Consider the following 19438-nt stretch of genomic DNA (forward strand, 5'->3'; position numbering starts at 1 on the left):
CGGCCGGTTCCCCCGGGCGGATCAGATGACCAGGGAATCGTGTCCCTCCCAATACTGTTCGCGCAGACGGCGTTTGTACAGCTTCCCGCTGGGGTCGCGGGGCAGTTCGGCGACGAAGTCGACCGTGCGCGGGCATTTGTAGGCGGCCAGTTCGGCCCGGCAGTACGTGATCAGCTCGCCCGCCAGTTCCGGTCCGGCCGCATCCGGATCCATCAGCTGCACAACGGCTTTCACCTGCTCGCCCATCTCCGGATCGGGTACGCCGATCACCGCGACGTCGGCCACGGCCGGATGCCCGGCCAGCAGATTCTCCGTCTCCTGCGGGTAGATGTTCACGCCGCCGGAGATGATCATGTGGGCCTGGCGGTCGGTCAGGTACAGGTACCCGTCCGCGTCGAGATAGCCCATGTCGCCGAGGGTGCGCCAGCCCTTGGGATGCGCGGCCGCGGCGGTTTTCGCCGGATCGTGGTGATATTCGAACGGCCGCCCGCCGTGGAAGTAGACGATGCCCACCTCGCCGGTGCCCAGTTCCTCGCCGTCCTCGCCGACGATGTGGCACTCCTGCATCGGCCGCCCGACCGAACCCGGATGGGCCAGCCATTCCGCGGCGGTGATCTGGGTGTGCCCGACATCCTCGGTGCCCGAATAGTATTCGCTGATCTTCGGGCCCCACCACTGCATCATCTGCCGCTTCACCGCCACCGGGCACGGCGCCGCGGAATGGGTGACGTCGACCAGGCTGGAGATGTCGTACCGGTCCCGCACCTCCGGCGGCAGCTTCAGCAGCCGGATGAACATGGTCGGCACCACCTGGGCGTGCGTCACCCGGTACTGCTCGACCAGTTCCAGGAACCGTTGCGGCTCGAAGCGTTCCATCACGATCACGGTGCCGCCGATGCGCTGCCAGGACATCGAGAACACCAGCGGCGCACCGTGATACAGCGGCGCCGGGGACAGGTACACGGCGCCCTCGGCCGCGCCGGTGATGGCCAGCCCGCGCGCGATCTGCACCGGGCCCGCGCTCGGATCGCCGAGCGGGGTGGCGGGCAGCGGCTTGCGAATCCCCTTGGGCCGCCCCGTCGTTCCCGACGAGTACAACATCTCCCGGCCCTCGCACTCGCCGTCGAGCGGCCCGCCGGGCTGTTCGGCGAGCAGGTCCTCGTACCGTTCGAAACCGAGGTCGCCGCCCGCGGACACCCGCACACCGAGTTTCGACAGGTCCAGGCCCACGATCACATCGGCCATGGACGCACTGCTGATCAGGGCGGTGGCCCCGCAGTCGTCCAGGATGTACTGCACCTCACCGGCCCGCAGATGCCGGTTCACCGCCGTGTAGTAGAGCCCGGAACGCTGTGCCGCCCAGGTGATCTCGAGAAATGCGCGATTGTTCTCCATGACGATCGCGATGTGATCGCCGACGGTCAGCCCGCGTGCCCGCAGCGCCTGCGCGAAGCGGACGGAGCGGTCCTCCAGCTGGGCGTAGGTCACCGTCTCGCCACCGAAGCCCATGACGATCGCCGGGCGGTCCGGATCCTTCTCGGCGAATCGGGCCGGGGTCAGTTCCGCGGCACTCATCGCACCGCTCCGGCACCGGTCATCGAAGAATGGAACTGTACAACGAAGAGAACTTTATTCTTGCCCACCTGAACGATGCTCCCACCGCGCGCGATGCGGCGGAGCGAAACGGGCAAGTTCACCCGGGCGCCGGACGGGTCCGGCCGTCCGGCTCGGAACACACGAAAGCCACTGCGGTACAAGCAGTCTCGCTCGGTACCGCAGCGGCTCGCGCGTACTCAGCTCAGGTCGATCGCCCGCTCCGGGCAGGCGTCGGCGGCATTGCGCGCCGCCGCCTCGAGCTCCGCCGGCACGGCCGGATTCGGCACCTCGGCGTACCCGTCGGCACTCAGTACGAACACATCGGGGCAGATCGTCGTGCACACACCGTGTCCACGGCAGCGATCCCAATCAACGGAAGCCTTCATCAGGCCGGCACCTCCACCAGATCGAATTCCATGTGCAAGGACATCAGGCCGCGCAGGATGAACGTCGGCAGATAATCGAACCGCCGCGCACCGGCCGGGCCGTGGACCGACTCGACGATGCGGAGGCCGGTGGTGCGATCGAGGATTCGCTCGAGCGCCACCCGGGCCTCGGCGCGCGCCAGCGGGGCGCCCGGGCAGGTGTGCGGGCCGCGGCCGAAGGCGATGTGCGAGCGGGCATTCGAGCGGGCCGGGTCGAACCGGGTCGGATCCTCGAATTTGCGCGGGTCGCGGTTGGCGGCGCCGTTGCTCACCATCACGGTGGTCCCGGACGGCAGATCCACGCCGCCGACCGTGGTCGGCACCTTCGACAACCGGAAGTCGCCCTTGACCGGGCTCTCGGTGCGCAGCACCTCCTCCAGGAAGTTGCCGATCCGGCTGCGATCCCCGCGCAGCCAGGTCTCCAGCTCCGGATCGTCGGCGAGCAGCTTCAGCGCGTTGCTCACCAACCGGACCGTGGTCTCCTGACCGGCCGAGAACAGGTTCACCGCGACCCGGACCACATCCAGCACCGTCGGTTCCGAGCCGTCCGGGAAGGTCGCGGTGGCCATGCTGGTCAGCACGTCGCCGGTCGGCTCGCGACGACGGTCCTCGACGTAGGCGGAGAACTTGCCGTAGAGGAACTCGATCGGGTTGTGCGCCATCTGCTCGCCCTCGGTGCTGCCGAGGCCGCCGCCACCCTCGTGGCCGCCGCGCTGCAACGCGTGGAGGAACTCCTCCTGGTCGGGCTCGGGCACTCCCAGCAGGTCGGCGATCACGTAGAGGGTGAACGGGCCGATGAAGTCGGCGATGACGTCGCCGGATACGACGCCGTTCGCGTCGGGCACCAGGAAGGTGTCGAGGACGCGGTCGGCCAGCGACCACATCGCGTCCTCGTTCTCCTTCAACCGTTTCGGGGTGATCAGCCGCATGAGCAGCGCCCGATGGTCGGTGTGCACCGGCGGATCGAGGCAGGGCAGCTGATCGGACAGCGGCAGGCCGTCCCGATACTGCGCGATGATCTCGTCGACGTCGTCCCGGCCCTCGACCGGCACCGGCAGGCCCGGGAAGGGGCCGGTCACCGAGATGCACGACGAGAAGCGCTCCACGTCGTTGAGCACCTCGAGCGCCTCGTCGTAGCCCGTCACCATGGCGACGTTGTGATGCGGCTCCCGGGTGACCGGGCACCGGGAGCGCAACGCGTCGAGATACGGGTACGGATCCGTGACCAGTCCGCTGTCGGTGAAATAGTTCAGCGACTCGATGTCGTCCGTCACTCGACTCCCTTTCACACCGCGGCCGGCGATATTGCCGTTCTGCCCGCGATGCCTTCTTGTTGGCCTCCGAGCGAGAATGCCACTCTCAATATAAGACGTGCCGATTCTCACAGTTGCGGCCGGAGGCGTCAACCTCGGGACGGTCGCGGTCAGGCCACGGCTTCCTCGCCGACCAGGGTGGTGCGGTGCATCAACCGGCTCGATCCGGCATCGTACGGCTGCGCGCGGTGCAGCATGCCGGTGTTGTCCCAGACCACGAGATCGCCCGCCTTCCACTGGTGGCGCAGCGCGAACCGCGGCTGCGAGGACCATTCCACCAGCCGGTCCAGCAGCGCGCGGCCGTCCTCCTCGGACCAGCCGACGATCGACGCCGCGGTCGCGCCGATCAGCAGCGACCGGCGGCCGTTGGCCCGGGTCCACACCAACGGATGCACCCGGGTGGGCACCCGGTCCCAGGCGGCGCGCTGCTTGGGCGTGGGGTCGGGATTGGCCAGTTCCTGCGAATGCGCGAAGCTGTGCACGACCTGCAGGCCGTCGATCTCGGCCCGCTCGGCCTCGGACAGCGCCTCGTAGGCGGCGAACGTGTTGGCGAATTCGGTATCGCCGCCGTCGTCGGCGACCACCTTCGCGGTCAGCAGCGTGGCCTGCTGCGGCACCGCGTCGGTCGCACCGTCGATGTGCCAGAAGAAGGTGCCCTCGCGGTAGGCGGCCAGCACGCTCTTGGACGGGTCGCGGGTGACCGCCTGCACCTCCGGGAACTCCTTCTCGCCGCCGAAGGGCGCCACCACCACCTCGCCGAGACGGCGGCTGAGCGAGACCAGGTCGGCGTCGGTGATGTGCGCCTCGCGATAGACGATGACGCCGTAGCGGTCCAGCGCGGTGCGCAGCTGCTCGGCCGCGGTCGCGCCGACGAGGTCCGCGCCGGTCATCCCGGTGACCTCGAGCCCGATGTGGTCGCTGATTTCGGTGGTGGTGACGGTCACGGCCGACCCCTTCGATCCGGCAGCCCCCGGGAGCGCGTCACTCCTCGGGTGCTGAACTGGTGCTCAAACAATTGGCGTGCTTATGCTTAACACCGTGAGTGAAGAGAGGTCAAGAGGCCACCGATCCGGGGCCGCGCGCGCCACGCGGCGCGTCGGGGCCGAGGATTCCGCCACCCGGCTGGCGATCCTCGACGCGACGGCGAAGATCATGCGCGAGGAGGGCAGCGCGGCGGCCACCTCCCGCCGCATCGCGGCCGTCGCCGGGGTGAAGCCGCCGCTGGTGCACTACTACTTCCCGACCATGGACGATCTGTACCTCGCGGTGTTCCGGCGCGGCGCCGAGGCGTACGTGGAGTTGCAGCGCCGGGCGATCTTCTCCGATCGCCCGCTGCGCGCGCTGTGGGATCTCAGCCGCGAACCGCACGGCACCCGGCTGCAACTGGAGTTCATGGCCCTGGCCAATCAGCGGCCCGCGATCCGCGCCGAACTCGCCGCGTACACCGATCGGTTCCGGGAGATCCAGGTGACGGCCCTGACCTTCATCGCCCGCGAACGCGGCCTGGACCTGGGTGAATTCCCGCCGGTGGTGATATCGCTGCTGATCGCGAGCCTGTCCGGGGCGCTGGCCACCGAGAGCGCGCTGGGCATCCATCGCGGGCACGCGGAGATGCTCGCCTTCGTCGAATCCCATCTGGACCGGTTCGAGGCCGCCGCCGCGGATCACCCGGCCGCCGGCTGAGGGCCTGGCATCCGCTCAGCTCATTTTTTAGCAACCGCTCAGCACCGGCGAGCCCGGCGTCCGGATTCGAAACTATACGACGAGGTCTAGTTTCTCCCCGCGCCCCGACCTGGCAGACTGCACCGCATGACGCCGAGCCGCACCTCTCCCGCCTCGGGCGACAACGCCGATTCCCGCACCCGGCGCGGTGGACGGCCGACACGCGCCCAGGCCACCGAGCTGGACCGGACGCTGCGCCGGGCGGCGTTGCAACTGTTCCTGGATCAGGGTTACGACGGCACCTCGATGGACGCGATCGCCCGCGCGGCCGGCACCACCAAGGCGTCGCTGTACACGCGATTCCCGAGCAAGGAGGCGATGTTCCGCTCGGTGCTGGAGTGGGCGGTGCAGCGCGCCGACCGACCGGCCCCCGCCTACACCGCCTCCGGCGATCTCACCACCGCCCTGACCGAGATCGCCACCGCCGCGTGGGATCGGGCCGTACACCCCGATCTGATCAAACTCCGCCGGATCGCGGCGGCCCAGGCGGAACGGCATCCGGACCTGGCGCGGCAGGCCACGGCGTGGCCGTCGCCGAATCCGGTCGCGGAACTGCTGCGCCACCACGCCCGCACCGGCACGATCGTCGCCGACGACCCGGACCTGCTGGCCGACCACTTCCTGGCCATGGTCACCGCCCCCGCCTGGTCCACGGTCTTCGGCCATCCCCGTCCCGGCGCCGCCGACGCGGAACGGACCATCGGGAGCGCGGTCGCACTGTTCGTCCGCGGCCTGCGGTCCTTCGCCGTCCCGGCGTCGGCCGCCGCATCGGCCCGGGTCGGCACACCCGTCCAGGCCGCCGCATCGGCCCAGGCGGCCGAATCGGTTCAGCTCGGCACATCGGTCCAGGCCGGCGCGTCGGCCCAGCTCGCCACACCGGCCCAGGCCGGCGCATCGGCCCAGCTCGCCACACCGGGAGCTGCGTCGGCCGAGACATACAGCGCGCCGGCCGCATCCACGGCCGCGGCCTCGACGGCCGCCGACGCCGTATCCCCCGCTGCGGCTTCGGCATTCACCGTCGCCACGGCAGATTCCTTGTCGGAGAACCCGACCCAGCCCGCTGCCGTCCCGCCCCCATCGGCTTCCGCTGGGGCGAGCACACTTTCACCGGCCGGAACCACGGGCAACGGCTCCGGCCACTCGACTTCCGCAGGGACAGCCCAGCCGCCGACCGGGACCGTCGGCACCGCCGCGGACCAGGCCGCCTCGCTCCGGGCCACGACCGGCGCACCGGCACAATCCCTTCCGCCGGACATCGATCCGATGCCGCGCCGCCGCAACGGGAGCGGTGAGCCGAGTGCCCGCGACCAACTGCTCAACGCCACCGCCCAGGTGATGGTCACCGAGGGGTACGCGGCGGCGACCTCGCGCCGCGTCGCCGCCGTGGCGGGCGTGAAACCCGCACTCGTGCACTACTACTTCCCCACCATGGACGACCTGTTCCTGGCGGTGTTCCGCCGCGGCGCCCAGCGTCACCTGGACCGGGAGCGCCATGCCCTCGACGCCGGCCGGGCACGGTCGATGTGGGATCTGCACAACACCAATCGCGACACCGCCCTGGTACTGGAGTTCATGGCACTGGCCAACCACCGCAAGGAGATCCGCTCCGAGGTGGCGCTCTACACCGAGATCTCGCGCGAGAACCAGCGCACCGCCCTGGGCCGCCTGCTACCGCACGGCCTGCGCCCGGCCACCATGTCGCCGCCCGTGCTGGGCTTCATCCTGGCCGCCGTCACCCGCCTGCTGGTGTCCGAGCAGATGCTCGGTATCACCGCCGGCCACAGCGACACGATCACCTACTTCACCGCACTGCTCGCCGATCCGCTCCGCCGCTCCCCCGCCTGATCACCACACCGGCCGTCTTGACCGGGTCGGCGGACGGGTGTTAGACATGAGCCATCTTTGTTTGGGCATTTGCTCAGGGCGTCTTCCGGAGGGCCGGACAATCATGACTTTCGAGCTGACCGCGGACCAGCGGTTGTTCCAGTCGACCACGCGGGAATTTCTCGCCGACACCATGTCGATCACGGCGGTACGCGCCGCCGGGGAGACCGAGGCCGGATTCGACCGCGGCTGGTGGCGGCGGGCCGTCGAACTGGGCTGGACGGCGATGCTGGTGCCGGAGCAGTGGGGCGGCGGATCCGTCTCGGGGCGGCCGTTGACGGAACTGTCGCTGGTCGCCGAGGAATTGGGCCGCAGCTGCGCGCCGGGACCGCTGATCACCACCAGCGCCGTCCTGGCCGGGCTCGCCGCCGGCGGCGAGCGGTTCGCGGAGGTGACCGGCGAGGTCGTCGCCGGGGAGCGGATCGCGGTGTGGGCGGTCTACGAACCGGGCCACGGGCTCGAATTCCCCGTCGGCGCGACGGTGCCGGATATCGGCACCCGGCTGACCGCCGACGGCGACGGCTATCGGCTCAGCGGGCTGAAGGATCGGGTGGAGGCGGCCGGACAGGCCGACCTGTTCCTGGTGACCGCGACGGGTCCGGACGGGCCGGTGCAGGTACTCGTGCCCGCCGACGCGGCGGGTGTGACCGTGACGCCGACCTGGACCCTGGATCTGGTGCGCCGCACCGGCGAGGTGCGCTTCGAGGAGGTCGCGGTCCCCGCCGACGCGGTGGTGCACACCGGCGCCGCCGCCGCGGCCGCGCTGGAGGCCGAGATCCAGGTGGCGGCGATCCTGACCGCCGCGGAGACCGTCGGCGCCACCGACCGCGCCTTCGACGCCACCGTCGGCTGGATGTTCGACCGCTACACCTTCGGCCGCCCGCTGGCGTCCTACCAGGCGCTGAAGCATCGGATGGCCGACAACAAGACCTGGCTGGAGGCCTCCCGCGCCACCGCCGCCGCGGCGGCCGAGACCCACGACGACGATCCGACCGGCGCCGCCGAGGTGGTCAGCGTCGCGAAATCCTATGTGAGCGCGAAGGCGCCGGTGATCGTGCAGGACTGCGTGCAGATCCACGGCGGCATCGGTGTCACCTGGGAGCACGACCTGCACCTGTACCTGCGCCGGGTCACCCTGGGCCGGGCCCTGTACGGCACCCCGGAGGAACACCGCCGCCGCATCACCGACCTGATCACCGCGGCCTGATGCGCATTCGCCACCGGCGCGCCGGAACCGCTGCGCCGCAACCACATTCCCGCCGATCGAGAAAGGCCGGTGTGCCGGCATGACCGAACTGGAATCCGTCGAGGAGTTCCGCGACCGCGCCCGCCGCTGGCTGAAGGACAACCTGCCCGCCGCGACCGGCCGCTACTCCGGCCCCGAGAACGACGACGTCTGGGACCGCTCCCGGCAACTGCAGCGCATCCTCTTCGACGGCGGCTTCGCGGGCATCTGTTATCCGAAGGAGTACGGCGGCCAGGGACTGACCACCGCACACCAGCGGGCGTTCACCGAGGAATCCTTCGAATACGAGATGCCGTTGGTGTTCAACATCCCGACGCTATCGATCTGCGCGCCGACGATCCTCGACCTCGGCACCGAGGACCAGAAACACAAACACCTCACCGGCGTCCTGCGCGGCGACCAACTGCTCGTGCAGTTCCTGTCCGAACCGCGCGGCGGCTCCGATCTGGCCGGGCTCACCACCCGCGCCGACCGCGACGGCGACGAATGGGTACTCAACGGCTCCAAGATCTGGAGCTCCGGCGCCTACGCCGCCGACTACGGGATCTGCCTGGCCCGCACCAACTGGGACGCGCCGAAGCACGAGGGCCTCACCCTGTTCCTGGTGCCGGTCCACGCACCCGGGGTCACCATCCAGCGGATCAAGCAGGTCACCGGCAGCACCGAGTTCTGCCAGGAATTCTTCGACGACGTGCGGCTGCCCGCCGACTCCGTGCTCGGCGAGGTGAACGGCGGCTGGGCGGCGGCGTCACGGCTGCTGTTCCACGAACGGTCCGCGATGGGCGGCACCTCGCCGTACATGAGCGGTTCCCGGCCGCGGCTGTCGGTCGACCTCAGCGAACTGGTCGAACTGGCCCGCTCGGTGGGCCGGCTCGACGACCCCTCGGTGCGGGAGGACATCGGCGAGGCGCGGGCGATGTTCCGGGTTCGGGACCAGCTGGTCGCGCGGGTGTCGCGGCAGCTGGCCAGCGGTGAGCTGCCGCCACCGGCCAGCTCGATCGTGCGGCTGTTCAGCGCGGAGAACGCGCAGTTCCAGATCGACAAGGCGATCCGGATCGCGGGCGCCTCGGCGGCCACCGCCGCACCCGACGGCACCGGCCGCCAGCTGGGCATCGACTATCTGTTCCGCAATTCCTGGAGCCTGGCCGGCGGTAGCGCCGAGATGTCGCGCAATGTGATCAGCGAGCGGCTGCTGGGTATGCCGCGCGAGTTCGCCGCCGACCGCGGCGTGCCGTTCAACCAGGTCAAACACGGCCGCTAGCCGGCCGACCGGCCTCTCGCCGCACCACGCGGCGGCGAGAGGCTTGTTCTCCATTCGAAAGAATGGTAGATGCAATAGAGGCTAAACAACGTTCTCGCCCAGGCGTGACGCCCGCCCACCGGACCGGCGCGGCCCCGGCATCGAGCAATGAGGTGACGATGCGTTTCTTCTTCCATTACCCCGAGACGGCCGGGTACGAGGGCGACGTACTGGATGCCGGTCCGCTGCGCGACGTGGCGGTCACGGTGGAACGCTCCGGATTCGACGGCTTCTCGCTCAGTGAGCATCCGATCCCGGGTGCACGCTGGCTGGCCTCCGGCGGACATCAGACCCTCGACCCGTTCGTGTCGCTGGGCTTCGTGGCCGCCGCGACCGAGCGGCTGAAGCTGCTCACCTATCTGGCCGTCGCCCCCTACCGCAACCCGTTCCTGCTCGCGAAATCGGCTGCGACACTGGACAAGCTGTCCGGTGGCCGCGCGATCGTCGGCATCGGCACCGGGTACCAGAAGAGCGAATTCCACGCGCTGGGAGTCGATTTCGACGAACGCAACGCGCTGTTCGAGGAGACCCTCGACGTCCTGCCCCTGCACTGGAGCGGTGAGCCGTTCAGCTACCAGGGCCGGCACTTCAGCGCCCGCGACGTGGTGGCCCGGCCGCGGCCGGTGCAGAGCCCCATCCCGATCTGGATCGGCGGCAACTCGAAGCTGACCCAGCGCCGGGTCGGCCAGCGCGCGCAGGGCTGGATCCCGATGAGCGGCGGCGGCGAACTGAACTCCACCGCGCGCACCCCGGAACTCGGCGACTTCGACGAGCTGGCCGGGAAGATCGCCGATATCCGTTCCGCCGCAAGGGAAGCCGGGCGCACCGAACATATCGACGTGGTCTACTCCTACAACGACACCAGCATCCTGAACCCGACCGCGGACGCGGACCGGCACCGTGAGGTGTTCGGGCATCTGGAGAAGATCGGCATCGACTGGATCACGGTGTCCAGCCGCACCAGCGAGGCTTCCGCGACCTTCGATTTCATCGAGGGCTTCGGCGCCGCCTACCTGCGGGGCTGACGGCGATGGGATGGTTCGAGGAGCGCGGCGGGCTCGACGGCACCGTCGCCGTGATCACCGGCGGCGCAGGCGGTCTCGGTCAGGCGATCGTCACGGATCTGGCCGCCAACGGGGTCCGCACCGCGGTCCTCGACATCGACGGCGAGGCGATCGAGCAGCTGCGGGCCCGCCTCGCCGAGGACGGCCACGACGCCCTGCTGATCCAGGGCGACGTCCGCGATCCGGACACCCTGACCGGCCTGTTCACCGCGGTCGACGAGCGCTGGGGCCGGCTGGACACACTGGTGAACGTGGTGGGCGGCACCTTCCGGGCGTCGTTCACCGACACCAGCCCGAACGCGTGGAACGCCCTGCTGCGGATCAACCTGCTGCACGTGTTCCAGGCGTGCGCACTGGCCGTGCCGCGGATGCGCGCCGGCGGCCGCGGCGGCAGCATCGTCAACATCACGACGATCGAAGCACACCGCGCCGCACCGGGTTACGCGGTCTACTCCGCGGCCAAGGCCGCGGTGGAACAGTTCTCGCGCACCCTGGCCGTCGAGGTCGCCCCCGACAACATCCGGATCAACAACGTGGCACCGGATTTCGTGCCCACCCCGAACATGGACAAGATGGCCGGCGGCAACGGCCACTCCAGCGATCGGGCGATGTACGACCCGGAGGGCGTCGCGGTGGCCATCCCGATGGCCCGCCCCGGCCAGGTCACCGACATCTCGAACTGCGTGGTGTTCCTGGCCTCCCGCCTGTCGACCTACCTGACCGGCACCACCCTCCACCCCGACGGCGGCACCTACGCCTCCGCCGGCTGGTTCAACTGGCCCGGCGACGGCTGGGCCAACCACGCTCCCCTGCACCTGATCCGCGGCGAGCACTGAGGACGAGCCCGTCTCGTGGCGCTGCCGCGGCGGGCGACCTCCTGAACCGTTCGGCGGCTCAGTGCGGTAGGGGCCAGGACAGGCTGTCGTGGACGTCGAGGTCGGCGATGGCGGCGAGGGCGGCCGGGGATGCGGGGGCGGTGAGGAAGCCGACGAGGCCGTCCAGGACGTCGCGGACGTGGACCTCGAAGGGCAGGACCGTGCGGCCCGCCGCGGCGGCCTGTTCGTTGAGCGCGGCGGCGTGGACGGCGAAGGACAGGGCCTGGGCGATGCGGTGGGTGCGCAGGGGTTCGGGGAGGTCGGGCAGGTCGGCGCGGACGCGGTTCCGGAATTTCTCGTTCTCGTCGCGGTATTGGGTGGAGACGCGGTCGAAGACGTCGCGGTGGCCGTGCTGCTGGAGCATCGCGATGAAACTCAGGTAATTGCTGCCCGCCTCGGCGCCCTGTTCCAGGATGGGCCGCACATGACATTCGATGCGGGTGGCCAGATCGGCCGGGCGGCGTTCGGCGGTCAATTCCGCGCGGCGCTGCCGCAGCCGGGGCTCGCGATATTCGAATATCGCCTGGATCAGTTGATCCTTGGAGCCGAAATGGTATTGCACCGCGGAATTGTTGGCATTTCCGGCGGCGGCGCCGATCTGCCGCAGGGAGACTCCCTCGATCCCGTGCCGGGCGTAGAGCCGTTCGGCCGTGACGATGATCGCCTCCCGGGCCGGAAGCAGCGCCATCTCCCCTCCTCTGCGGGCCGCCTGATACCGGGAAGCATCCTAACAGGGTCGCGAAAGAGACCCTGGATTCGTAAAGACAACTGTCTTAAGGTGGTGACGGACAGCCGCAGCGCAACGAAGGAGCGAACCGTGCCGGACCGTGCCCAGCAGATCTATCGCGAGGTCATGACCATCGAGCCGCCCGAGCCGGCGACCCCCTTCGAGGCGGCGACCTTCGAATTCGTCTTCGGGCAGGTATGGTCGCGGCCCGGCCTGTCCCGCCGGGAGCGGCGCTGGGTCACGCTCACCTGCGTCGCGGCCGCGGATTCGCCGCAGCCGATCGCCGATCACGTCTACGCCGCCCTGCGCAGCGGCGATATCACCCTGCCGGAAATGCTGGAGTTCGTGCTGCATTTCGCGGTCTACTGCGGCTGGCCGAAGGCCTCGCATCTGGAGGGTGAGGTCCGCGCGCAGTGGGCCCGTCTGCACACCGAGCGCGGCGAGACGGCCCCGCCGTGGCCGCGCATCGACAACGCCGAACTCGGCCCGGACGACTGGGAGCGGCGAATGGAGCTGGGCGCGAAGGAGTTCGCGGAGGTGAACCTGATCTCCGCACCGCCGGCGAACACCCCGTACCAGCACGCCGGCATCCTGAACTTCGTGTTCGGGCACGTCTGGCAGCGTCCGGGCCTGACCCGCCGCGACCGCCGGCTCATCACGATTCCCGCGGTGGCCCTGGACGATTCGCCGATGCCGCTGCGCGCGCACGTCACCTCGGCGGTGGAGTCCGGCGACGTCACCCCGGTGGAACTCGACGAGATCGTCCTGCAGTTCTCGGCCTACTACGGCTTCGCCAAGGGCCAGGCGCTCCAGGACGCCGCGGACCTGGCCCGCGCGAAGGCGCCGGTGTAGGGCGGCGCCGGAGGCGGTGGCCACCGCCGAGCGAATTCGGTTGATCGAGGAAACCGAAAACGCTCCGGGGGAGCTGGGGCGAGAGTAGCGTTCTCATTTGAGCAAGTGTGGTTCTCATCACGTCGGGAAGCCGCACGACTCGAGAGGAGGACACCCGTCGATGAGCGACGAGACGGCCGTCACCGATGATGCTGAGAAACCGAAGCGCTATCACTTCGATCGGCACACCGCAGAATATCGCCACCGGTTCCAGGAGATCACCGAGGAGATGCACTCCGGGTGTCCACTGGCCTGGTCGGACACCTACGGCGGCCACTGGGTGGCCGCGGGCAACCGGGAGGTGTTCACCCTCGCCCGGTCGCCGCACATCTCCAACGACAACGACCTGTTCGGCGAGCGCCGTGGCTACCGGGGCATCTCGATCCCGCCCCCGGACCGGAGCACGCAGCACGCCCGCGGCGGGATCCTCGAGATGGACGAGCCCGAGCACCGCGAGTACCGCCAGCTGCTGAATCCGTACCTGTCGCCGGCGGCGGTGACCCGCTGGATCCCGTTCGTCGACGAGGTGGTGCGCGCCTGCCTCGACGAGAAGATCGAGAGCGGCAGTATCGATTTCGTCGACGATCTGGCGAATATCGTTCCCGCCGTGCTGACTCTGGCGATGATGGGCATCCCGCTGAAGAAGTGGACCATCTACAACGAGCCCGCGCACGCCTCGGTCTACACGCCCCCGCATTCGCCGGACATGCCCCGCGTCGTCGAACTGCTGATGGCCGAGTACACCGATCTGGCCCTGAACATGGCCGAGATCAAGGAGGATTCGCGTCCCGGCATGATCAACGCGCTGATCCAGGCGCGCATCGCCGGCGAACCGCTGCCGGACGTGGAGATCCTCGGCAATCTCGCCCTGATCATCGGCGGTGGCTTCGACACCACCACCGCGCTGACCGCGCATTCGCTGGAGTGGCTGTCCCAGCATCCCGAGGATCGCGAAATCCTCAGCCGGGAACGGGAACTGCTGCTCGACTCCGCGACCGAGGAATTCCTGCGCTATTACACCCCCGCCCCCGGCGACGGCCGCACGCTCGCCGCCGACCTCGAACTCGACGGCATGACCCTCAAAGAGGGTGAGCGGCTGTGGTTGTCGTGGGCGATGGCCAACCGCGACCCGGACCTGTTCCGGGATCCGGAGCAGATCGTGCTGGATCGGAAAGGCAACCGCCACTACAGCTTCGGCCTCGGTGTGCACCGCTGCATCGGATCCAATGTGGCGCGCACCGTGTTCAAGCGCATGCTCACCGCGGTGCTGGATCGGATGCCGGACTTCCGCTGCGATCCCGAGGGTGCGGTGCACTACGAGACCATCGGCGTCATCCAGGGCATGCGGAACCTGCCCGCCACCTTCACCCCCGGCGCCCGCCTCGGCGCCGGACTGGAGGAGACCCTGGAGAAGTTGCAGCTGGTCTGCGACGAGCAGCGGCTGGCCGAGCCGGTGACGGTCCGCAAGGACCAGGCCCAGATCTGACCGTCCCGCCGGGCGCCGGCCGGAGTCGTGGCCGGCGCGGCGCCCGCCCGAGGGGCCGGATCACTTCGAGGTGATCCGGCCCTTCGTCGCGTTCAGGCGGGCGGCGAATTCCGGTGAGTCGATCGAGGCCAGCTGCGGCACGATCTCGATGTCGACCGCCTCGGCGTGGGTGGCCAGGGTCCGGGTGGTGCGCATCGAGCGCTTGGTGGTGATCAGCAGGTCGCGCGGCGCCTCGGCGGTGACGGCCGCGAACTCGACCGCCGCGGACACCAGGGCCTCGTGATCGCCGTCGACCACACGATGTGCCAGCCCGGCAGCGATTGCCGCCTCGGCGCCGAGGATCTCGCCGAACAGCGTCATCGCCGCGGCGCGCTGCGGACCCACCAGCGCCTGCAACATCCAGGTCATCCCGCCACCGGGATGGATGCCCAGCCGCAGGAAGCGCGCGTCGAAACGGGCACGCGGACCGGCGATCCGGACGTCGGCGGCCAGCGCCAGATTGAGCCCGGCGCCGACGGCCGCGCCACCGACCGCCGCGACCGTCGGCAGCGCGCACTGCGCGACCGCGAGGAATCCGGCGTAGATGGCCCGCAGGCCCTGTTCCCGGGCCTCGCCCAGCGCGGTCAGGTCGGCGCCGGCGCAGAAGGCGGGCGGCGTGCCGGTGACCACGAGCGCGTGTACCGAAACGTCTCGTTCCGCGGCCGCGACGGCGGCCGCGAGCTCGGCGGACAGGTCCAGCGTCAACGCATTTCGGCGGTCCGGGGCGTGCACGGTCACCACAGCGACCCGGTCCCGGTGCTCCACGAGGATCTCGTCCATACCCCGATCCTAGGCAGCGCACTTGCGCTGTGCGGAGGGCCACACTGTAGTTAGTATGCGCTAAGCAACTATTTTGGACCGGGTCGGCGCTCCGTCCCCCTAGGAGGCGCAACGATGTCAGACTCCCGCACCGACTCCCGTCCGGATCTCGGGGATTCCGGCCCGCGCGGCCGGTTCCGGGTCGGGCGCGAGCATCCGAACTACAAATGGGTGGTGCTGTCGAACACCACGCTCGGCATGCTGGTGGTCACGATCAACTCGTCGATCGTCATCATCTCGCTGCCGGCCATCTTCCGCGGCATCGACCTGAATCCCCTGGCCCCCGGCAACGTCAGCTATCTGCTCTGGTTGTTGATGGGCTTCATGCTCGCCTCGGCGGTGCTGGTGGTGATGTTCGGCCGCCTCGGCGACATGTACGGCCGGGTCCGCATCTACAACTACGGTTTCGTGGCATTCACGATCGCCGCGATCGCCACCTCGTTCGACCCGTTCCAGCACGGCGGCGGCGCGATCTGGCTGATCACCTGGCGCGTCATCCAGGGCATCGGCGGCGCCATGCTGATGGCCAACGCGGCGGCGATCCTCACCGACGCCTTCCCGGCCGAACAGCGCGGGATGGCGCTGGGCATCAACCAGGTCGCCTCGATCGCCGGGCAGTTCCTCGGCCTGGTCGTGGGTGGCGCACTGGCGGAATGGGATTGGCGCGCGGTGTTCTGGGTCAGCGTGCCGTTCGGCGTGATCGGCACGATCTGGTCCTACCGCTCACTGCACGAGATCGGCCGCCGCACACCGGGCTCGCTGGACCTGCCCGGCATCGTCACCTTCGCACTGGGCCTGACCGCCCTGCTCACCGGCATCACCTACGGTATCCAGCCCTACGGCGGTTCCACCACCGGCTGGACCAACCCGTGGGTGCTGGCGGGCATCATCGGCGGCCTCGCGCTGCTGGTCGTGTTCTGCGTGGTGGAAACCCGAGTGGCCCAGCCGATGTTCCAGCTGGCGCTGCTGCGCAACCGGGCCTTCGCCCTGTCCAACCTCGCCGGTCTGATGTCCTCGGTGGGCCGCGGCGGATTGCAGTTCATGGTGGTGATCTGGTTGCAGGGCATCTGGCTGCCCCTGCACGGCTTCAGTTTCGAGTCCACTCCGCTGTGGGCCGGTATCTACATGCTGCCGACGACGGTCGGATTCCTCGCCGCCGGACCGCTGTCGGGCTGGCTGTCCGACCGTTACGGCGCGCGCTGGCTCGCGACCGGCGGATTCCTGGTCACCGCAGTGGGTTTCGTGCTGCTGATCGCGATACCCGTGGATTTCCAATATCTCTGGTTCGTACTGATCCTGTTCGGCGCCGGATTCGGGATGGGCATGTTCTCCTCGCCGAACACCGCGGTCGTGATGTCGAGTGTGCCCGCCGCGCAACGCGGTGCGGCCTCGGGTGTGCGCGGCACGATCCTCAACAGCGGCCTGGCCATCTCGATCGGAGTCTTCTTCTCGCTCATGATCGTCGGCCTGTCCCGGACGCTGCCCGGCACCCTCGGCACCGGCCTGCGCGATCAGGGCGTCCCGGCCCACATCGCCGATCAGGTGGCGAATCTGCCACCGGTGGGCAGCCTGTTCGCGGCCTTCCTCGGCTACAACCCGATCAAGGAATTGCTCGGGCCCACCGGCGCATTGGACCAGCCCGGCGTCCACGGCGACGTACTCACCGGCCAGCAGTTCTTCCCCCACCTGATCTCCGGCCCGTTCCACTCCGGCCTGGTGGTGGTGTTCCTGGCCGCCGCGGTGATGATGCTCGTCGGCGCGGTCGCCTCCTGGTTCGCCGGTGACGGCCGGGCCCGGCCGGAGGCCGAGGACCTCGTCCCCGCCGCCGCCCCGCTCGCCGAAACCCCCACTCCCGGACCGGCTCTCACCAACGGCCACACCGCCGGGCCCGGACCCGCGGGCAACGGCGGCAACCTCGCACAGGCCCACCCGCGAACCGGCGAGCAGTAGCCGGAACCGCGAAGCGCGCCGGGTCGGTGTCACCCGCACCGACCCGGCGCGCTACCGAACTCGACCGCTACCGAACCGCCGCCGGCCTGCGCGCGACCACCAGATAGACCACCGCGGTCAGCAGCGTGGTGGCCACAATCAGCCACCAGCCCTGCCGGAACACATGTTCCGGATCACCGGCGCGGGCGAGGATCGCGACCAGCCCCGCGACGCCGAGCACCGCGCCGACCTGGCGGGCCATCGACACCACCGCGGACCCGGTGGCGAAGCGGTCCGGCGGTACCGCGGTGACCGCCGCGCCGATCAGGGTCGGCAGGGTCAGCCCCACGCCGATACCGGTGAGCAGCATGCCGGGCAGCATGGCGACGGGATAGTCGGCTGCCGCGCGCATGGTGGCGATCCACCAGCCGATACCGGCCGCGAAGATCACGCAACCGGCCGCGGTCACCCGGGCCGGGCCGAAGCGGGTCACCAGCGGCCCGCCCTCGGCGGCCAGCAGCGGCACCATCAGCGGCCCGGGTGCGACCGCGAGGCCGGTGCGCATGGCCGACCAGTGCCAGACCGTCTCGGCCCACAGCACACTCGACAACAGCATCGCCGCGAACGGCACCGCGAACAGCAGATTCGCCAGCGACGCCGCGGCGAAGGGCCGAATCCGCAACAGCGACAACGGAAGTACCGGCGCGGCCGCCCGCGCGCACCAGGCGAGGAACAGGGCCAGCAGTGCGGCACAGGCCAGCAGACTGCCCAGCACCGCCGCCGACGTCCAGCCCCAGTCCGAACCCTTCACCACCGCCAGCGACAGCAGGCCGATCGCCGCGGTGACCAGCGCGGCGCCCGGCAGATCGGGCAAGCGGGTGCCCGTGCGCGCCGGCGCCTTCGGCAGCAGCGCCGGACCGGCGGCCAGCACGACCAGCCCGATCGGGACGTTGATCAGGAAGACCCAGCGCCACCCGGCCTCGGTGAGCACGCCGCCCAGCGCCGGACCCAGCGCCGCCGCGGCGCCGCTGATCGCGGTCCAGCCCCGGATCGCGGTCAGCCGCTTCTCCGCCGGGGTGGCCGCCAGCAGCACACCCAGCGAGGCCGGGACCATCGCCGCCGCCCCCACCGCCTGTACCGCCCGGAACGCCACCAGCAGCCAGACGTTCGGCGCCAGCGCGCAGGCCAGCGAGGCCACCGTGAATCCGGCGATCCCGCACAGGTAGACCCCGCGCGCCCCGAAGCGGTCGGCCAGATTCCCGGCCGGTACCAGCAGCGCGCCGAACAGCACCGCGTAGGCGTTGAGCACCCACGACACCGAGCTCAGCGACTCGTGCCCGAGCCGGTCCCCGATCTGCGGCAACGCCACGTTGACGATGAACTGGTCCAGATTCGACATCGCGATACCCGCGGCGACCAGCAGGAAGACCACGCCGAAGGCGCGGCCCGGCGGCCGATCCACCGAATCCCGTTGTGTCACCGGTTCACTCGCCAGTTCGCTCACACCGCCACCTCGCCGTCGCACGCCGATCCTGTAAGTTTGGAAATCAAACTCACATGAGGCTAAGCGAGTCGGTTGGATATGACAACCTAGGAGGTATGGCCGTGGAAACCACCCCCGCACGGCACTCGGCCGCCGAACTGCCGGGCCGGCCCTGTTCGATCGCGACGGCACTGTCGATCGTCGGCGAGCGCTGGGCGCTGCTGGCGATCCGGGAGATCAGCCTGGGCAACCGCCGGTTCGGCACGATCGCGGCGGGCACCGGCGCGCCCCGGGACATCCTCACGGCCCGGCTGCGGGCCCTGGAATCGGCGGGAATCCTGTACCGCACGCAGTACAGCGAACATCCGCCACGCTTCGAATACCGCCTCACCACCGCCGGTCGCGATCTGCAACCGGTGCTGACCGCGCTACGGCTGTGGGGCGATCGCTGGCTGGCCGAGGAACCCCCGGTGGTCTTCGAGCACGAGTGCGGCACCCCGATCACCGTGTCCACCCGGTGCCCGCGGTGCGAGGTCGACATCGATCACACGACGGTCACCCCGCACGCGAACGATCCGCACTGGCACCGGAACAATCCCGCCTGGCCCGGACCGGATCCGTCGCACTGAGTCGACATCT

Annotated in this window: 17 protein-coding genes; 10 read left to right on the top strand and 7 right to left on the bottom strand. The window is 69.8% G+C overall.

The annotated features are described in order from the left end of the window. Positions 1-21: 21 nt before the first annotated feature. The 4 genes from G361_RS0113875 to G361_RS0113890 all read right to left on the bottom strand — a co-directional run bounded on the left by G361_RS0113875 (position 22) and on the right by G361_RS0113890 (position 4278). Positions 22-1575 carry an acyl-CoA synthetase gene (locus G361_RS0113875; protein ID WP_019927689.1) on the bottom strand — a complete coding sequence of 518 codons (1554 nt, stop codon included), beginning with the start codon at positions 1573-1575 and terminating at the stop codon, positions 22-24. A 218-nt stretch (positions 1576-1793) separates the two neighbouring features. Beyond that, the gene (locus G361_RS0113880) at positions 1794-1982 is read right to left on the bottom strand and encodes a ferredoxin (RefSeq protein WP_019927690.1); all 189 of its coding nucleotides are present in this window, start codon (positions 1980-1982) and stop codon (positions 1794-1796) included. Beyond that, positions 1982-3295 carry a cytochrome P450 gene (locus G361_RS0113885; RefSeq protein WP_019927691.1) on the bottom strand — a complete coding sequence of 438 codons (1314 nt, stop codon included), beginning with the start codon at positions 3293-3295 and terminating at the stop codon, positions 1982-1984. The genes G361_RS0113880 and G361_RS0113885 overlap by 1 nt, the downstream gene beginning before the upstream one ends. Positions 3296-3444: 149 nt before the next feature. After that, positions 3445-4278 (bottom strand): TauD/TfdA family dioxygenase, encoded by an 834-nt coding sequence (locus G361_RS0113890; protein ID WP_019927692.1) that lies wholly within the window; start codon positions 4276-4278, stop codon positions 3445-3447. A gap of 94 nt (positions 4279-4372) precedes the next feature. Here G361_RS0113890 and G361_RS0113895 point away from each other — a divergent pair, with 94 nt between their 5' ends. From G361_RS0113895 to G361_RS43590, 6 genes are all read left to right on the top strand, one after another. After that, positions 4373-5017 carry a TetR/AcrR family transcriptional regulator gene (locus tag G361_RS0113895; RefSeq protein ID WP_369797896.1) on the top strand — a complete coding sequence of 215 codons (645 nt, stop codon included), beginning with the start codon at positions 4373-4375 and terminating at the stop codon, positions 5015-5017. 126 nt (positions 5018-5143) lie between these two features. Beyond that, positions 5144-6901: a TetR/AcrR family transcriptional regulator gene (locus tag G361_RS50945; RefSeq protein ID WP_019927694.1), complete on the top strand. Its 1758-nt coding sequence runs from the start codon at positions 5144-5146 to the stop codon at positions 6899-6901. Positions 6902-7004: 103 nt separating this feature from the next. Next, entirely contained in the window at positions 7005-8147 is a 1143-nt protein-coding gene (locus tag G361_RS0113910) for an acyl-CoA dehydrogenase family protein (protein ID WP_019927695.1), read from the top strand. A gap of 79 nt (positions 8148-8226) precedes the next feature. Continuing rightward, positions 8227-9447, top strand: coding sequence for an acyl-CoA dehydrogenase family protein (locus G361_RS0113915; protein ID WP_019927696.1), 1221 nt, complete (start codon positions 8227-8229; stop codon positions 9445-9447). Positions 9448-9605: 158 nt separating this feature from the next. Next, positions 9606-10511, top strand: a complete 906-nt coding sequence (locus G361_RS0113920) for an LLM class F420-dependent oxidoreductase (protein ID WP_026343011.1) — start codon at positions 9606-9608, stop codon at positions 10509-10511. 5 nt (positions 10512-10516) lie between these two features. Further along, positions 10517-11386: an SDR family NAD(P)-dependent oxidoreductase gene (locus tag G361_RS43590; RefSeq protein WP_019927698.1), complete on the top strand. Its 870-nt coding sequence runs from the start codon at positions 10517-10519 to the stop codon at positions 11384-11386. A gap of 58 nt (positions 11387-11444) precedes the next feature. On the opposite strand, the gene G361_RS0113930 is transcribed toward G361_RS43590, so the two are convergent. After that, positions 11445-12113 (bottom strand): TetR/AcrR family transcriptional regulator, encoded by a 669-nt coding sequence (locus G361_RS0113930; protein WP_019927699.1) that lies wholly within the window; start codon positions 12111-12113, stop codon positions 11445-11447. 129 nt (positions 12114-12242) lie between these two features. On the opposite strand from G361_RS0113930, the gene G361_RS0113935 reads away from it, so the two are divergent. Next, positions 12243-13004: a carboxymuconolactone decarboxylase family protein gene (locus G361_RS0113935; RefSeq protein ID WP_036495063.1), complete on the top strand. Its 762-nt coding sequence runs from the start codon at positions 12243-12245 to the stop codon at positions 13002-13004. A gap of 160 nt (positions 13005-13164) precedes the next feature. Continuing rightward, on the top strand, positions 13165-14529 hold the full coding sequence (locus G361_RS0113940; protein WP_019927701.1) for a cytochrome P450: 1365 nt from the start codon (positions 13165-13167) through the stop codon (positions 14527-14529). 60 nt (positions 14530-14589) lie between these two features. On the opposite strand, the gene G361_RS0113945 is transcribed toward G361_RS0113940, so the two are convergent. Further along, a complete protein-coding gene (locus G361_RS0113945) occupies positions 14590-15348 on the bottom strand; it encodes an enoyl-CoA hydratase (protein WP_019927702.1) in 759 nt (252 codons plus the stop codon). A gap of 114 nt (positions 15349-15462) precedes the next feature. Between G361_RS0113945 and G361_RS0113950 the strand changes: the two genes are divergently transcribed. Further along, entirely contained in the window at positions 15463-17337 is a 1875-nt protein-coding gene (locus G361_RS0113950) for an MFS transporter (protein ID WP_019927703.1), read from the top strand. Between the two features lie 67 nt (positions 17338-17404). Here the strand turns inward: G361_RS0113950 and G361_RS0113955 are convergent, their stop codons facing one another. Next, the gene (locus G361_RS0113955; protein ID WP_019927704.1) at positions 17405-18820 is read right to left on the bottom strand and encodes an MFS transporter; all 1416 of its coding nucleotides are present in this window, start codon (positions 18818-18820) and stop codon (positions 17405-17407) included. Between the two features lie 95 nt (positions 18821-18915). Between G361_RS0113955 and G361_RS43595 the strand changes: the two genes are divergently transcribed. After that, complete coding sequence (locus tag G361_RS43595; protein ID WP_019927705.1) at positions 18916-19428, top strand: helix-turn-helix domain-containing protein; 513 nt, start codon at positions 18916-18918, stop codon at positions 19426-19428. Positions 19429-19438 lie beyond the last annotated feature (10 nt).

Origin of the sequence: Nocardia sp. BMG111209 (genome assembly GCF_000381925.1) — a bacterium.
Classification (GTDB): Bacteria; Actinomycetota; Actinomycetes; order Mycobacteriales; family Mycobacteriaceae; genus Nocardia.

What these genes read in the sequence shown, in the direction of transcription:
- G361_RS0113915 (WP_019927696.1), top strand. Translation starts at nt 8,227, where the DNA reads ATGACCGAACTGGAATCCGTCGAGGAGTTCCGCGACCGCGCCCGCCGC.
- G361_RS43595 (WP_019927705.1), top strand. Translation starts at nt 18,916, where the DNA reads ATGGCCGTGGAAACCACCCCCGCACGGCACTCGGCCGCCGAACTGCCG.
- G361_RS0113880 (WP_019927690.1), bottom strand. Translation starts at nt 1,982, where the DNA reads ATGAAGGCTTCCGTTGATTGGGATCGCTGCCGTGGACACGGTGTGTGC.
- G361_RS0113945 (WP_019927702.1), bottom strand. Translation starts at nt 15,348, where the DNA reads ATGGACGAGATCCTCGTGGAGCACCGGGACCGGGTCGCTGTGGTGACC.
- G361_RS43590 (WP_019927698.1), top strand. Translation starts at nt 10,517, where the DNA reads ATGGGATGGTTCGAGGAGCGCGGCGGGCTCGACGGCACCGTCGCCGTG.
- G361_RS0113930 (WP_019927699.1), bottom strand. Translation starts at nt 12,113, where the DNA reads ATGGCGCTGCTTCCGGCCCGGGAGGCGATCATCGTCACGGCCGAACGG.
- G361_RS0113875 (WP_019927689.1), bottom strand. Translation starts at nt 1,575, where the DNA reads ATGAGTGCCGCGGAACTGACCCCGGCCCGATTCGCCGAGAAGGATCCG.
- G361_RS0113940 (WP_019927701.1), top strand. Translation starts at nt 13,165, where the DNA reads ATGAGCGACGAGACGGCCGTCACCGATGATGCTGAGAAACCGAAGCGC.
- G361_RS50945 (WP_019927694.1), top strand. Translation starts at nt 5,144, where the DNA reads ATGACGCCGAGCCGCACCTCTCCCGCCTCGGGCGACAACGCCGATTCC.
- G361_RS0113910 (WP_019927695.1), top strand. Translation starts at nt 7,005, where the DNA reads ATGACTTTCGAGCTGACCGCGGACCAGCGGTTGTTCCAGTCGACCACG.
- G361_RS0113950 (WP_019927703.1), top strand. Translation starts at nt 15,463, where the DNA reads ATGTCAGACTCCCGCACCGACTCCCGTCCGGATCTCGGGGATTCCGGC.
- G361_RS0113920 (WP_026343011.1), top strand. Translation starts at nt 9,606, where the DNA reads ATGCGTTTCTTCTTCCATTACCCCGAGACGGCCGGGTACGAGGGCGAC.